The sequence below is a fragment of the Paenibacillus tritici genome (assembly GCF_018207515.1).
GTDB lineage: Bacteria > Bacillota > Bacilli > Paenibacillales > Paenibacillaceae > Paenibacillus_AQ > Paenibacillus_AQ tritici.
In genome coordinates this window covers 6462931-6477291 of record NZ_CP073365.1, presented here as the reverse complement: position 1 = coordinate 6477291, position 14361 = coordinate 6462931, and the positions used below count along the sequence as shown (strand labels likewise).

At 53.5% G+C, this 14361-nt stretch carries 13 protein-coding genes; 6 read left to right on the top strand and 7 right to left on the bottom strand.

What is annotated here, in order from left to right; all coding sequences use genetic code 11:
- The first annotated feature begins 77 nt into the window (after positions 1–77).
- Positions 78–1778, top strand: a complete 1701-nt coding sequence (locus KDC22_RS27780) for an alpha amylase N-terminal ig-like domain-containing protein (RefSeq protein ID WP_211721060.1) — start codon at positions 78–80, stop codon at positions 1776–1778.
- A gap of 2 nt (positions 1779–1780) precedes the next feature.
- Here KDC22_RS27780 and KDC22_RS27775 read toward each other — a convergent pair whose 3' ends face one another.
- On the bottom strand, positions 1781–2887 hold the full coding sequence (locus KDC22_RS27775; protein WP_173131595.1) for a M23 family metallopeptidase: 1107 nt from the start codon (positions 2885–2887) through the stop codon (positions 1781–1783).
- Positions 2888–3107: 220 nt separating this feature from the next.
- Here KDC22_RS27775 and lipA point away from each other — a divergent pair, with 220 nt between their 5' ends.
- Together lipA and KDC22_RS27765 are read left to right on the top strand one after the other, a co-directional pair.
- Positions 3108–4013, top strand: a complete 906-nt coding sequence (gene lipA, locus KDC22_RS27770) for a lipoyl synthase (protein ID WP_246553048.1) — start codon at positions 3108–3110, stop codon at positions 4011–4013.
- Positions 4014–4386: 373 nt separating this feature from the next.
- Positions 4387–5121 (top strand): YutD family protein, encoded by a 735-nt coding sequence (locus KDC22_RS27765; RefSeq protein ID WP_211721059.1) that lies wholly within the window; start codon positions 4387–4389, stop codon positions 5119–5121.
- A 149-nt stretch (positions 5122–5270) separates the two neighbouring features.
- On the opposite strand, the gene KDC22_RS27760 is transcribed toward KDC22_RS27765, so the two are convergent.
- The 4 genes from KDC22_RS27760 to ylbJ all read right to left on the bottom strand — a co-directional run bounded on the left by KDC22_RS27760 (position 5271) and on the right by ylbJ (position 10308).
- Positions 5271–6719, bottom strand: a complete 1449-nt coding sequence (locus KDC22_RS27760) for a S41 family peptidase (protein WP_211721058.1) — start codon at positions 6717–6719, stop codon at positions 5271–5273.
- 32 nt (positions 6720–6751) lie between these two features.
- Positions 6752–7936 (bottom strand): stalk domain-containing protein, encoded by a 1185-nt coding sequence (locus tag KDC22_RS27755; protein ID WP_211721057.1) that lies wholly within the window; start codon positions 7934–7936, stop codon positions 6752–6754.
- A gap of 177 nt (positions 7937–8113) precedes the next feature.
- Positions 8114–8911 (bottom strand): NAD kinase, encoded by a 798-nt coding sequence (locus KDC22_RS27750; protein ID WP_173131607.1) that lies wholly within the window; start codon positions 8909–8911, stop codon positions 8114–8116.
- A gap of 131 nt (positions 8912–9042) precedes the next feature.
- Positions 9043–10308 carry a sporulation integral membrane protein YlbJ gene (gene ylbJ / locus KDC22_RS27745; protein ID WP_211721056.1) on the bottom strand — a complete coding sequence of 422 codons (1266 nt, stop codon included), beginning with the start codon at positions 10306–10308 and terminating at the stop codon, positions 9043–9045.
- Positions 10309–10745: 437 nt separating this feature from the next.
- On the opposite strand from ylbJ, the gene KDC22_RS27740 reads away from it, so the two are divergent.
- Complete coding sequence (locus KDC22_RS27740; RefSeq protein ID WP_173131613.1) at positions 10746–11129, top strand: globin domain-containing protein; 384 nt, start codon at positions 10746–10748, stop codon at positions 11127–11129.
- A gap of 29 nt (positions 11130–11158) precedes the next feature.
- Positions 11159–11863, top strand: coding sequence for a DUF2225 domain-containing protein (locus tag KDC22_RS27735; RefSeq protein ID WP_246553045.1), 705 nt, complete (start codon positions 11159–11161; stop codon positions 11861–11863).
- Between the two features lie 125 nt (positions 11864–11988).
- On the opposite strand, the gene KDC22_RS27730 is transcribed toward KDC22_RS27735, so the two are convergent.
- Both KDC22_RS27730 and KDC22_RS27725 read right to left on the bottom strand, forming a co-directional pair.
- Positions 11989–12219, bottom strand: a complete 231-nt coding sequence (locus KDC22_RS27730) for a hypothetical protein (RefSeq protein WP_173131619.1) — start codon at positions 12217–12219, stop codon at positions 11989–11991.
- A complete protein-coding gene (locus KDC22_RS27725; RefSeq protein WP_173131622.1) occupies positions 12216–12407 on the bottom strand; it encodes a YycC family protein in 192 nt (63 codons plus the stop codon). The genes KDC22_RS27730 and KDC22_RS27725 overlap by 4 nt, the downstream gene beginning before the upstream one ends.
- Before the next feature lie 106 nt (positions 12408–12513).
- Here KDC22_RS27725 and KDC22_RS27720 point away from each other — a divergent pair, with 106 nt between their 5' ends.
- Positions 12514–14313: a M3 family oligoendopeptidase gene (locus KDC22_RS27720; protein ID WP_211721054.1), complete on the top strand. Its 1800-nt coding sequence runs from the start codon at positions 12514–12516 to the stop codon at positions 14311–14313.
- The last annotated feature ends 48 nt before the right edge of the window (positions 14314–14361 follow it).

Here is a 14361-nt window from a genome sequence, read left to right as displayed (position 1 = left end):
GGTATTGGTACGTTCTACCTGTCATAATAACACAGTTGCTGAGGCTGCTCTATGCAGCATTAAAGGAGACTTATAGTATGCTTACCCGGTTATTTATGTATCACACCGCAGAGGACCCCTTCGCCTTCCCGGTGGGACCCCGTTTGCTTAAGCTCAGACTATTTGTACAGAGCGGACAAGGCTTATCCTGCACCGTTATCCACGCTGACCGTTATGATTCACCCGGCTGCGAGCTTCCGCAAGAGATGGAGCGGATCGGCTGTGCCGGAGCGTATGACATTCATGAAGCAATAATCCCGGCGGAGACAGGAAAATGCAGATACCTGTTCTATATCGGAAATCCCGCAGGGGAGTATGTATGGTATGGAGAGCGGGGGATCTCCGGGAACAGGGAGCAGGCGGGTGCATTTCAATATGCCTATATTCACCGCCCTCAGGCCATCACGCTGCCTGCCTGGAGTTCAGAAGCGGTGGTCTATCAGATTTATCCCGAGAGCTACCATCAGGGGACCCTTCAAGGCATCACAGACAAGCTTCCCTACCTGCAGCAGCTTGGCATTACAGCTATTTATATGACGCCTATCTTTGAATCGCCATCCGGACATAAGTATAATACTTCGGACTATTACAAGGTAGATCCTGGCTTCGGTACGCTGGAGGATCTGAAGGAGCTTGTCGGGACAGCTCACAGGCTGGGGATGAAGGTTCTGCTTGATGCTGTGTTCAACCACTCCGGCGATACTTTTTTTGCCTTCAGGGATGTACTGGAACGGGGAGAAGCGTCGCCGTACAAGGACTGGTTCTACATTCATTCCTACCCGGTAAGCGGGGCGCCGGTTCCCGGCTATGAGACCTTCGCCAAGGCGGAAGCGAGCATGCCGAAGCTTAATATGAATCACCCTGAGGTAGCGGATTATATGATGGAGGTCGCCAAATATTGGGTGCGGGAAGCCGGAATCGACGGCTGGAGGCTGGATGTGGCCAACGAGGTGAACCCGGCCTTCTGGAGCAGATTCCGCCGGGAGCTGAAGGCGGAGTTCCCCGACCTGCTGCTGATCGGCGAGATTATGCATGCGTCAGGGCCCTGGCTCCGGGGCGACCAGTTCGACGGCGGAATGAACTATCTGCTGCGGGATGCGGTGCTGGAGTTTTTTGCAGCGCAGTCTGCGGGGCCGGTCCGGTTCATGGAGCAGCTGCTCCATCAGGAAGCCCTGTACAATGATCAGGCTAATTCGGCCATGTTCCAGCTGCTGGGCAGTCATGACACCTTGCGTTTTCTGACTGCCTGCAAGCAGGGAGGCCGGGGCTGGGACCGGGAAGCTACGGCCATGAGCCGGATGAGGCTGGCTGTCTTTTTCCAGATGACTTATCTGGGGTTGCCCATGATCTATTACGGGGATGAAGTCGGCATGGAAGGGGCTACAGACCCGCATTGCCGGGGGCTGATGCTCTGGGAGGAGACGGAACAGGATACCGGATTGCAGGAATGGTACAAACGGCTGATCTCGCTGAGACAACAGCATGAAGTATTGCGCAAAGGGGGATTCCGTCCCTGGTTCACAGATGAAACGCGCAATGTTCTGGGTTATATCCGGCGCAGTGAACAGGACAGAATGGGGATGATTATCAATAATTCCCCCAACCGCTACCATCTGGAGCTCCCCAATTACCGATGTGACAAAAATCTGCTGACCGACCTGCTAAGCGGGCTCAACATCCGCAGTTCAACCCGGATTCTGGTCGAAATAGAGCCCTTTGGCTGTATGATGCTGCATTAGGTCTACTTCTTTTTGTTTTTTCGGAGCTGCCGGTATTCCTGGTTCTCCCATTGCTTGAGCAGCGGATAAGGGTCGAATGCCCACTCCGTAATTCCGCGGTCGCGGTAGATGCCATAATGCAGATGCGGCGGGAATTTGCCCTGTGTGCCCGGGCTGCCGTAGCCGGAGCTGCCCACCCACCCGATGGTCTGCCCCGGAGCTACAATATCCCCGCGCTTCAGGGTCTTCTCATAGCCCATCAGATGGGCATAATAATGGTAGCGGTTCTCGATATCGCGGATACCGATCCGCCATCCCCCATACCGGTTCCAGCCCTTGGTCTCTACGATTCCGAAGCAGGTGCTGCGGACAGTCAGGCCATGCGGCGCGAACAAATCGGTACCTTCGTGGATACGGGCGCCGCCCCAGCTCCGCCCGGTCCCCCAGGTGCTGCGGTAGGAATAGTTGGTTCCTATCGGCAGCGGAAAAGCGCTGCCCGACAGATCCAGCCGTCCAAAGTGCTCATACAGCTTGGCGAATTGGGATACACGCTGAGCGGCCCGTCCGTTATGATAATATTCCCAGATTGCGATATTGAAGTCACTCGCGGAATCCCCGTACTTGAGCAGGTGGCTGGCCATGCTGTATAGCACATCGGCATCATTGCCGGGATCGGCCTTGCCGTCCCCCGATCCGTCCCGTCCCAAGCCGCCGAAGAAGCTGATTGAATCCTGGAGCTTGTCATTCTGGTCCGGATTCAGCGGCCCAGACCATACCGGCGCCGGAATGATAATTCCGGTAACCCGGGGCTTGGCGGCGGCAGTACCGGTTTCCGCAGCATCCGATTTTGTTTTCTTCTTGGCAACAGACCGTTCATACTGATCAATGGCAGCGAACCTGAACCAGGGAATCCCGGTCGCCGCGCTCATCTGTTCGAAGAGCTCTTTGCGGGCGGCGGCAGCGGTCTCTTTGCTGTCCGGGGCGGCAGGCCCGCCGGATTTCAGCTCAGGCAGTGTATGATAACGGGCAGCATTGGCATGTACGGCAGGACTGCCGCTCCAGAGCAAGGCGGCTGCAGACATGCACAACAGGGTTCTGCGGGTGTAATGGTTCGTGAATAAGGCCAGCATGATCTCAACCTCCTGCGTTTGGGCGAATTAGTAACAGTTATTCTTGCGGAATGGCACCTTTGGGGTGCTTTTCTTTAGATTGAAGCAAAAGGACTGTTTTTATCCGTGACTTCCCCAAGGTTCACAAAAACAGGCAATTGCTCATTCCACATGCTATAATATGAGGCAGCAACTTTTGACGATGAAACTGACATTCAGATCGAAAGCGGGGTTCCATACTTTGACTAATAGAACAGCCAAACAGCCCAAGCCAGACTGGATCAAAATCAAGTTAACCACCGGTGAGGATTATCAGGAAATTAAGGGCATGATGCGATCCAAGACGTTACATACCGTATGTGAGGAAGCGCGTTGTCCGAATATTTATGAATGCTGGGCGAACCGCACGGCGACCTTCATGATTCTGGGAGACATTTGCACACGGGCCTGCCGCTTCTGTGCGGTCAATACAGGCTTGCCTACCGAGCTGGACCTGCTGGAGCCGGAACGGGTGGCTGAGGCTGCTGAAGGCATGCAGCTGAAGCATTGTGTGGTTACCAGTGTGGCCCGCGATGATCTGAAGGACGGGGGAGCAGCAATCTTCGCCGGAACAGTAGCCGCTATCCGTAAGCGCCTTCCTCTGTGCAGTGTCGAGGTGCTGATTCCTGATTTCCTCGGAGACCGCGAGAGTCTGGAGACCGTGATGAATAGTAACCCGGATATCCTGAACCACAATATTGAGACGGTGGAGCGGATGTCAGACCGTGTCCGGGCCAGAGCCAAGTACCGCCGTTCCCTGGAGCTGCTGCGCCGGGCCAAGGAGATGAAGCCGGAGATTCCAACGAAATCGAGCATCATGCTTGGCGTCGGTGAGCAGTGGGAAGAGATTCTGCAGGCGATGGATGACCTTAGAGCGGTGGATTGTGATATATTGACATTAGGACAATATCTTCAGCCTTCTCCGAAGCATCTGAATGTGGAGAAATACTATCCGCCGGAGGATTTCGCTTTGTTGAAGGAAGAGGGACTGAAGCGGGGCTTCAGCCATGTGGAGGCCGGTCCGTTGGTGCGCAGCTCTTATCGTGCCCATGAGCAGGTTCAGTCTGCTGCCGCGGCCCGTGAGGCCCGTTCTGTATCGCAGGGGTAATTGTTGAATTTGCTTTTGCAAATTCCCCGGATGACGGAGTCACAGGCTCTAGGGTTTAAGTTTTAATCTTTTAAAAGGTTTTAATGTTTTATGTTTTTAATGTTTAAAATGTTTTTAAAAATGTGGAAAGGGCCAAGGAGCATTAGCGACGCGGCTCTTGGGGGTGGTTCACACCCCCGCGTTGATGGAGTCATGGAGAGGGATTTTGAAATTGTAGGAGCGGTAGCGTCCGCCTTTGTTGTCTGATTTCAACCGCTTAGCGGTTAAATGGAGGAAATCAGACAACAACAGCGGCCGGAAATTCAAAATCCCGCGGAATGACGGCTTATCAACGCCCGCCCCCATTCCTCATTGAAAGGCAGGCGACACACGCTTGATCGTTATAGGTGGAAAAGGTTACGAGCTGATGCTCGATCATAAGGACGGCTGGAACCCGGAGGCATTCCGCGGAAGATACAGCGAAGTGCTGGACCGTTACGATTATATTATCGGTGACTGGGGTTACAGCCAATTGCGCCTCAAAGGCTTTTACCGGGATAATCACCCCAAGGTGAACCGGGACACGGCTATCTCAGGCATGGTGGATTATATTAACGAATACTGCAATTTTGGCTGTGCGTATTTTGTGCTGCATAAGCTGAAGGAAGCTCCGCAGGAAGGAACCTTCAAGGATATCCTGATTAAGGAGATTCCCGAGCCTGGGACGGATGAAGATCTGGAGCAGGAGGATGCTGAAGCAGGAGTGAGTGTGAAAGAACACCGGGAACCGCAGACAAAGGCTGGGAACCGGGACCGGGATACCGCAGGCGGCTCCAGCCGGGACGGGGTCAAAGACAGACCGGTGCGTGAGCATCAGAGCCGGAATCACCGGAACAAAGACGGCCAGGGCAAGAAGAACCATAAAGAATTCCAGGGCAGGGGCCAGCAAGGCAGCCAGGGAAATTCCAACAGCTCTAAGCAGAACCGAGAGCATAGAGAGAACAAATCGAACAGACCGAACAAGCAGGAGAATCCAAACAACCAGAACAACCCGGCTAAACAGGATAATCCGAACCATTCAGCCAAACAGGATAACCAGAGCAAGAATAACAATAACAACCAGGGGTAAGCAGCGCATTTATCAGCGCTTTTCTGGTGTTATCGGTGCACTCCCAGGCAGTGCTGCAAACATGCAGCAACCCAAAAAGTCCCTTCGGCCAAATGGCTGAAGGGACTTTTTTGAATAATAATCCATAGTCTCACTACATCAATTATCTGCTATTTCACCGATAACTTCAAATGTTTCTGGGCAGCATTATAGCTCCATACCAACGCAGGGAATCTTTTCTTGAATGCACTAAGCTCAATGAAGGTCTCTCCATCCTGGAACAGTGCCTCTTTGGAAGCCAGCGTGAACCCGGACACAGTACCGGCGCCGTTGGTCAGCAGCACCTTTTTATTCTTAGCATCCCAGGAGACTTCATTCTCAACAAGAGCGGCCAATACACGGGAAGAAGCATACACTTGATCTCCCTGCTTGATCAGACCGACATTTCCGGCAAAAGCAGACCCGTTAATATCAAGAATATGGTGGTCTCCAGAGGCTGTAATCTCTTTCATCCCGGCAATTTGCAGGGCGGTAATCAACTGGGCGGTTTTGCCCTTGACCTCAATATCCGGAGCAAGCCCGATATGGTTGAAATCCTCCTTGTTAGGAGTCAGGTACTTCATGGTGGTCAGCTTCAGCTCGCCGCCGCCGGACATAGGGATCAGGCTCTGAATCCGTGCCTTTCCGTAAGAACGTGTGCCTACAATCGTAGCCAGCTTATTGTCACGAAGAGCACCGGTCAAGGCTTCGGAGGCGCTGGCGGTATATTCATTGGTCAATACCACAACCGGAACCCCGATCTTGCTGCCGTCCGTAATCGTCACAGGCTTCAAGGTACCGGTCTGATCGGAGGTGTACATCATAATACCGGCATCCATGAACTTGGAGACGATATTCTGTGCGCTGTCCATGTAACCGCCTGTATTATCGCGCAGATCCAGCACCAGCGATTTCATTCCCGCCGCACGTACTTTGTCCAGCGCTGCGGAGAACTCTTCATCGGCAGTTTGGGTGAAGCCGTTAATAGAGATATAGGCGATTTTGGAGCCGAGCATTTTACTGCTCACGGAGGTTGTGGCGATTTCGCTGCGGGTAACCACGTAGGATTTGTTGGCCCCGTTTCTTTGGACCAGCAGGGAGACCTTTGTGCCGGCTTTGCCGCTCAGCTCATCGCCAGCCGTCTCGGCTACACGTACCCCATTAATTTTGAGAATGGAGTCACCGCGTTTCAGTCCTGCTGCCTCTGCCGGGGAACCGCTCATGACTTCCTCAATGTACAGCTCTTTGGCAGTGTACATGAGCCGGACGCCGATACCGACATATTCCAGATCGACCTGGTGGCCGAAGGCAGCAGCCTCCTCCTTATTAAAGTATTGGCTGTAAGGGTCATCCAGTGTACTCACCATACCGTCAATCGCACCCCGGATCAGCGTATCCTGGTCCACACCCTCCACATTGTAATACTCCAGATATTGCATAATTTCATTGATAACATCCGTCTTGGAGGCTTGTACCGTCTCAGCGGCGGCAGCGTCTGCGGCTGAAGCAGCAGGGGCCCAGGCAATAGAGAGAGCCAGACAGCCGCTCAGGACGGAGGTGATAATTTTGGCTGATTTCATGAGTTCATACATCCTTTTGATGGAATTTGAATTTAGGATTCCGTATCGTAGCTAATGTGATAAGAAGTGTCAATCGTCCATGCACCGCTCTCGGATTTGGAGAGAATCAGGATCAGAGATTGGGTGTAGGTCTCCTTTGATTCGCCGTCGGTAACAGTCACTTCTGTATAGACGGCGGCTTCATCGGCAGCAGTAGCATAATAATAGATATTTGCGGAAGACATCGAATAGCCAAGAGCGTAGGTCTCAAAAAAATCACGCAGCTCTTCTTTGTAGGAAGCGTCCTGCTCCTCGCCGTAAGAGGTCATTAAGGCAGCAGTTCCGTCCACATTATGGGCATTCATATTCTCGTAATATTGGCTGACCGTGTTCTTGATCCCGGTAGCATCGCCCTGCGGAACCACAGCCGGCTTCATGCCTTGTTCGCGGGTAAGCAGCACGGAGGATTCCTGCAGCTCCATGGAGGAGATTTTCCAGGAGCCGCCCTGGCGGATCAGCGTATACAAATATTCGTACCGCTCATCCGGCATATAGTAGCCGCCGGTTCTAACGGATTTTTCTACAGTGTAGACTGTAGCCTCCTTGCCTGAAAGACTGAGGATTTTGAGGCTTTCGATCGTATTCTTCAGATCATACAGCTCGAACTGGGAAGTCATGTTGGCTACGGCTTCTGTATTATCCGATTCTCCATCTACAAGCGAATAGAAGCTGATCGCTTTCTCTTCATTATAATACTTGTTGGATAATTGAATGAGTGCTGTGACATCCTTTTCGCTGGAGGATGAGGACTGGGGAACGGTAATCTTCACGCTCCGGCTGGCCGGCTCCCAGGCGGCTGTGCCCCCGGTGGCTTCTGCAATGAAGCGCAAAGGTATGTAAGTGGTACCTGCGCTGGATACTGGAGCCACTGTGAGCGGCTTGACGGTTCCATTAATGCTGGCCCGTTTGCTGCCGACCTTAAGGCTGATACTCAGGTCTGTCCCGGTGCCGGTAACGGTCCCCGTCTTGGAGTCCCACAGAACCTTCAGCCCGAGCTTCTCAAAAATACCACGGAATGGCACAAGTACAGTATTATCCTTCAGATAAGGAGCTCCGGCGGTGAAGGTAAGATTGCTGCCGTTAATATAGACTTTAATAGGTTTGTCTGCGGCAAAAGCAGGAACAGCCAGCACAAGGGCCAGCAGGCTGATGCCCAGCAGGGATAACAATTTCTTCAATAGATTCTCTCCTTCAATTAGAAAACTTTGTAAAATAGGTTCATTATACCATTTGAAAATTCCCTCTGTCTATGCATTCTGCGGGATGTTCCGGGAGAGTAGCAGATTCCCGGCAGTCGGCAAAATAAAGCCGGAGAAGCAGGGCATCTCCGGCTTTATATAATATAAGTTGAGCGCTCAGACCAGGAAGGCCTCCCGGACACGGTTCCAGAAAGGGAAGGGACGGTAGCGGGCGAAGCTGATTTTTTTGTCCGATACCTGAGCACGTACGGAGATCAGATCATCCACGGGAATATTATTATGGTCAATGGTCAGCAGCAGGCGCTGATCCTTGCGCGAGAAGATATCGCAGTGATGGTGCTTCGGGAGCAGCAGGGGCGAGCCCATAGTCCGGAATACCCGGTTGTTAATGGATGCAATCTCGGCAATCTGCAGCGCTTCGATCGAGGGGTGCACCATGGCGCCTCCCAGACTTTTGTTATAGGCGGTGCTGCCGGAAGGTGTAGAGACACACAGGCCGTCCCCGCGGAACATTTCGAAGGTGACATCGTTGATATCCACCTGGATAACAACCGTCCCGTCAACCCCTTTCAGGGTGAATTCGTTCAGGGCAATATGCGAGCTTGAACCGGATTTCTTGTGAATCTCCAGTTCGAGCAGCGGGTACTGTACGATACGCGGTTTATGCGGTCCTTCCTCTCCGCACATATAATCAATCAAGGATGGCAGCTCTTCGGCCTGCCAGTCCGCATAGAAGCCCAAATGGCCGGTATGCACGCCCACAAAAGCCAGGTTCGGGATCTGATCAATAAACGTATGAAAAGCATGCAGCATGGTGCCGTCGCCGCCAATCGAGATCACAATTTCCGGGGACTCGGCATCCAGCTCCAGATTCCGGCCTTGCGCCAGCTTGTGAAATTGCTCCGCTAGTTGGATGGACAATTCATCTCCGCGGTCCAGAACATAATATCTCAAGATGTACAGGCTCCTTTGTATAATTCAGTCATACACCGATCATAATCAATCTTGACCCGGAACACAATATGAGAGCCGTGAAAAGCCGGGAATCCGCAGCAGGCTACAGCGGGAGATCTGGTGCAGGGACATTACCGGCGGACATGCGGACGCCGCAGCTTACCCGCCAGCAGGACCAGAAGAGATAGGGCGAGCAGGATAGCCAGCAGCAGGCAGAGCAGACCGATGCTGCTGATCAGGGCGGACTCTGGAGCGGCCAGCCCGGATGCAGCAGGAAGCGTACTCCATGCTCCGGCCAGCCCTGTGCCAACCACAGGCTCCCACAGCAGGAGAAGCAGACCTGCTGAGAGCAGGGCATGGACCAGTCGGGCGGCCATGAAGGGGAGATAACGCAGTCCGGTGCCGTTCAGAATACTGGCGACCTGGGCATGAACGGATAATCCGCCCCAGGAGAGGATGAACGCCGCAGCCGCAGCCTTGAACTGCAGCGGAACGCCTCCGGCAGCTTCCCCCGCCGACCTGGCGCCGAGAGTCACCTCGAATACCCCGCTGACCAGAGCGGCAGACAGCTCTGGCGGGAAGCCGGCCAGAGACAGCAGACGCCCGGCCATGCTGAACAGGGCGGACATCACTCCGGCGCGGGCGAGCAGCTCCATGAGTACATTGAAGAATACAACCAGGCCGCCGACAACGATAATAAGCTGAAGCGAAGAGACGATAGCACTCTTAAGCAGCTCTCCGAGATTTCTGCCGTCACTCCGGCGGGCCGCAGCCATCGCGTTAAGTGCAGTCCGCAGTCTTCCTGAGCCTTGTCCTTCTGGAGCTGCAGGTAAGTTGTCCGGAGCATCAACGGCAACGTTCAACCCGGCTTCTTCCGGCCTGCTCCGGCCATGAAAGGACATCAGCAGGCCTACAATGAGTCCTCCCCCGTAATGTGAAAGGGCGAGCACAAGCCCCAAGGAAGCGTCATGAAAGAACCCGACAGAGACAGCGCCCAGCAGGAAAATCGGGTCAGAGGAGGTCGTGAAGGCCACGAGCCGCTCGCCCTCAATCTTGCTGATCATCCCCTGCTCCCGTAGCTTGGCGGTTAATTTCGCGCCGACAGGGTATCCTGATACATATCCCATCGCTGCCACGAAGCCGCCGCTTCCGGGTATATTGAAAAGCGGACGCATGAGCGGATCAAGCAAAGCGCCGAAGAGATGGACAATACCGAAGCCCAGCATGATCTCTGAGATGACGAAGAACGGAAACAGCGAGGGGAACAGCACATCCCACCAGACTGCCAGCCCGCGCAGGGCTGCATCCAGGGAACTGGATGGATGAACGAGCATCAGCAGCATACAGCCCGCCAGCACGATCCCGAGCAGCGGACCGGATAATTTCTTCAGAGTCATCGGTTGTCGCCTCCAATTCTATGCTTAGTTGTATGCCAAAAGCTGGACAAACAGCACAAAAAAACGTAGAAAACGGTTACATTTAGCGGTGCTTTTTCGCTGGAATTATGGTATTATAAACTTAATTAATGCACATCGTTTTGAGATGGATTTTCAGGGATGGAGTGATGGTGATGAGTGTAGTTGCCGGAGTGCTCGTTTGTGCTTTTGTATATGTGATCCGGGTCTCCCTTGTCCCGCCTGGTGATGAAGAATTTAGAACATACTGAATAACTTACGAGCGCTGAACTCAGGTTTGGCGCCTTTTTTTGTCCGGATTCTTATGATTAGGCTTGCGGGTACAGGTCTTAAGGCAGGGATAACTGTACTGCGTATTTTTTGGTATAATGATAAGCAGGCTGCCTGTTAGATTAATAAGGAAGAAGGTGAACCTCTAAGTGAATCCGAATGAGAGTCTGTTTGACAACCTGGGAGGCGCTGAAGGTCTACACCGTCTGGTGACTGTATTCTACGCCAAGGTGCAGCTTCATCCCCAGCTCGGCCCGTTATTCCCTGAAGATATTACTCCGGTGCTGGAGAAGCAATATCAGTTCTTGAGCCAATTTTTTGGCGGCCCTGCCCTGTACTCCGAGCAGCACGGCCACCCCATGATGAGAGCCAGACATATGCATGTCCCCATCACGCCGGAACGTGCGGAGGATTGGCTGGACTGTATGAAGGCTGCACTTGAAGAGACCGGTGTGGAAGAATCCTTGCGCTCCTTTGTCCTCAGCCGGCTGGCGGGTCCCGCCCATCATTTTGTCAATACGCCCCATGAATAAGTGTTGTTTGTGAAAGGATGAGGGCACCCGTGCCGGAATTAATCCCCCTGTACTCAATTAAGGTTACCTGCTCCAACTGTGAACATGAATTCTCGACCTCAAGAGTACGTCCCAGTCTCAAAAAAGCCATCCGCCGCGACGCGGACTTCTGCTCCTATTACAAGGCGGAGAATCCGGATTATTATGTGGTGCGGGTCTGTCCCAAATGCGGATTCGCCTCCACGGAGAATTCGGCGGACAAGTTGGCCGAATGGCAGAAGAAATCCTTCGATACACAGGTCGGCAGACGCTGGCAGACCCGGGACTTCGGGGAGAAGCGCAGCTGGGAGGAAGCCCTGGAGACCTACAAGCTGGCCCTGATCTGTGCGCAGAGCATTAAGGACAAGGAACGTATTATAGCAAGCCTGCTTCACCATATTGCCTGGCTATACCGTTATCAAGGGGATACGGTACAGGAACAGCGTTTCCTGAGCTATTCGCTGGATGAGTATGTGAAGGTGTTTGAGAATGATACCTCCGGCGGCAATGATGCGCGGCTGATGTATCTGATTGGGGAATTGCACCGCCGGACCGGGAATTTCACCGCTGCTGTGAGGTGGTTCTCCCGGGTAATCAACGACCAGAGAATTACGGATGCAGCCATGATCCGGGCTTCACGCGAACAGTGGGCCATTCTGCGGGAGCAGATGCGCGGGCAGGATGTTGATCCGGACGGGCTTCCGTCAGGTACATAGAGCGGCGAAGTGAGAGTGCTTATAGCAAGTGCCTCTTTAACGAAGGAAACACGAAAAAGGCGTAGAAGAGAATTCCTCCTACGCCTCTGCCCGATGATGAGGGAGCCTCAGTCCGGTACCTGCTATTAGCGGACCGCCCGGTCAAACAGCAGGTAATCGTTGTCGTTATCGACGACCGTGGGACTGGCGCTGCAGCAGGGAAAGACCAGCAGCTTTTTTTTGCCTTCTCGCACGTTCTGCAGCTCTTTGGGCCTCATCGGCAGAAGAATGTTCTCCTGGTCGCAGAACGGGCAATATTGTACGTACATGTCTCCAAGGATAATATCATAAGGCCAGGTATGACTGAAGGGAATCATTGCTTGTCCTTCTCGTCAGAGGGTGCAGGTTCGCTGCCTTCGTCAGATGCGCTGCCGGACTTCTTGGATAATTCGGCAATCTTTTGCAGCAGTATATGTTGGGGCATATGCATCAGGTGTTCCAGCGGAACGCCGAGTTGTTTGGATAACGTGATGGCCGTTTCCGGCGATATTTGCAATGGCTTCATAAGGATGCCCTCCTTCATATTAGTGGAGTATCATCATCCACTTTACCATGGCTGTATCGCAATTACAAAGAAAACTACAATACAACAAAGGAATGGTGAGCCCGATATGAAACAACCATTATCACTGACCTGGGAGCTGGAATCCATCTTTCCCGGAGGCTCCGCCTCCCCGCAGTTTGAAAGCTTCCTGGACCGCTTGGCCTCCGATATTGAGAATCTGCGCGGACAGGTGGCCGCCGCAACTGCACCGGCTGAACTTGCCGCAACGAAAGCGCTGGACAGTGTAATCGAGCTGCTGCAGAGCTGCGCCGGGCGCCTTACACAGGCTGCGGAATTCACAGGCTGTCTGGGAGCCCAGAACCAGCTCGACAAGGGAGCGGTAAGACTGTCGTCCAAGGTGACAGGCCTGCGCGCCGGATATGAGGGCATCAGCTCCGCATTCGATAACGTGCTGCGTCAGACACCGGATGCGGTATGGACAGAGTGGATGGCCCGGCCGGAGATTGCCCCGCTGAGCTTCGTACTCAGCGAGAGCCGGGATCTGGCTAGGGAGAAGATGAGCCCGGAGCTGGAGAGCCTTGCACTTGAGCTTGCCGTGGACGGCTATCATGGCTGGAGTGAACATTATGAGACAATCGTCGGCGGGATTCAGATTCCTTTTGAAGATGGGGAGGGTCTGAAGCTGTTATCAGCCGGGCAAGCCTTCAACAAGCTGGCTGATGAGAACCCGGAGGTCCGCAGCACCATGTTCCGCAAATGGGAAGAGGCCTGGGGCGGCGCTGCCGACTATTGTGCGGATACCTTGAACCATCTGGCCGGCTTCCGTCTGAAGCTGTATAAAGGCCGCGGCTGGGAGGATGTGCTGAAGGAGCCGCTCGGTATCAACCGTATGTCGCGTGAGACCCTCGATGTGATGTGGGAGGTTATTACGAAGAGCAAACCGGCACTGGTGTCCTACCTGAAGCGCAAAGCGGAAATTCTCGGTCTGGAATCGCTCGCCTGGGTCGATGTGGATGCGCCTGTCGGTAAGTCTTCCGGCAAAATCCCTTATGAACAGGCGGCAGACGACATTGTTACCCAGTTCCGCAAATTCAGTCCCAAGCTGGCGGATTTCGCCGAGCGTGCCTTCGACAAGGATTGGATTGAGGTCGAAGACCGTGCCGCGAAGCGTCCGGGAGGCTTCTGCGTCTCGTTCCCGGAGAGCAAGGAATCCCGCATATTCATGACTTACAGCGGCACCCCGTCCAATGTATCGACACTTGCCCATGAGCTGGGTCATGCCTATCATTCGTTCCTGCTGGAGGATCAGCCGCTGTTCAATCAGAATTATGCGATGAACGTGGCTGAGACGGCCTCTACCTTCGCTGAGGTTATTGTGTCGGATGCGCAGGTGAAGTCTGCTGGTGACAGTGAAGAGAAGCTGGCGCTGCTTGAAGCGAAGATCCAGAACAGTGTGGCGTTCTTCATGAATATTCATGCCCGCTTCCTGTTTGAGACCCGCTTCTACGAGAAACGCAAGGCAGGTCTTGTAAGCAGCGAGGAATTGTCCGCCCTGATGGAGGAAGCCCAGAAGGAAGCCTTCTGCGGGGTCCTCTCTGAATACCATCCGCATTTCTGGGCTTCAAAGCTTCATTTCTATATTACGGATGTTCCGTTCTATAATTTCCCGTATACAGTCGGATATATGTTCAGTACCGGTCTATACCGGCTTGCTTTGCAGGAAGGGGCCTCCTTTGCGGATAAATACGACAGCCTACTGCAGGATACCGGAGTGATGACCCTGGAGAATCTGGTGTCGAAGCATCTGGGCGTCGATCTGTCCAAGCCGGATTTCTGGCAGGGGGCTGCGGATTTGATTGTAGCGGATATTAACGAATTCCTGGAAATGACTCAACAACGCAGCTAGAAATTTGTCGAAAATGAGGCAGATTGGTTTTTTGCAGTAAAATGTTGA

Coding starts and splice junctions, on each gene's coding strand:
- KDC22_RS27775 (WP_173131595.1), bottom strand. CDS start 2,887: ATGCTGGCCTTATTCACGAACCATTACACCCGCAGAACCCTGTTGTGC.
- ylbJ (WP_211721056.1), bottom strand. CDS start 10,308: ATGACTCTGAAGAAATTATCCGGTCCGCTGCTCGGGATCGTGCTGGCG.
- KDC22_RS27730 (WP_173131619.1), bottom strand. CDS start 12,219: ATGATTCCCTTCAGTCATACCTGGCCTTATGATATTATCCTTGGAGAC.
- KDC22_RS27720 (WP_211721054.1), top strand. CDS start 12,514: ATGAAACAACCATTATCACTGACCTGGGAGCTGGAATCCATCTTTCCC.
- KDC22_RS27780 (WP_211721060.1), top strand. CDS start 78: ATGCTTACCCGGTTATTTATGTATCACACCGCAGAGGACCCCTTCGCC.
- KDC22_RS27725 (WP_173131622.1), bottom strand. CDS start 12,407: ATGAAGCCATTGCAAATATCGCCGGAAACGGCCATCACGTTATCCAAA.
- KDC22_RS27760 (WP_211721058.1), bottom strand. CDS start 6,719: ATGAAATCAGCCAAAATTATCACCTCCGTCCTGAGCGGCTGTCTGGCT.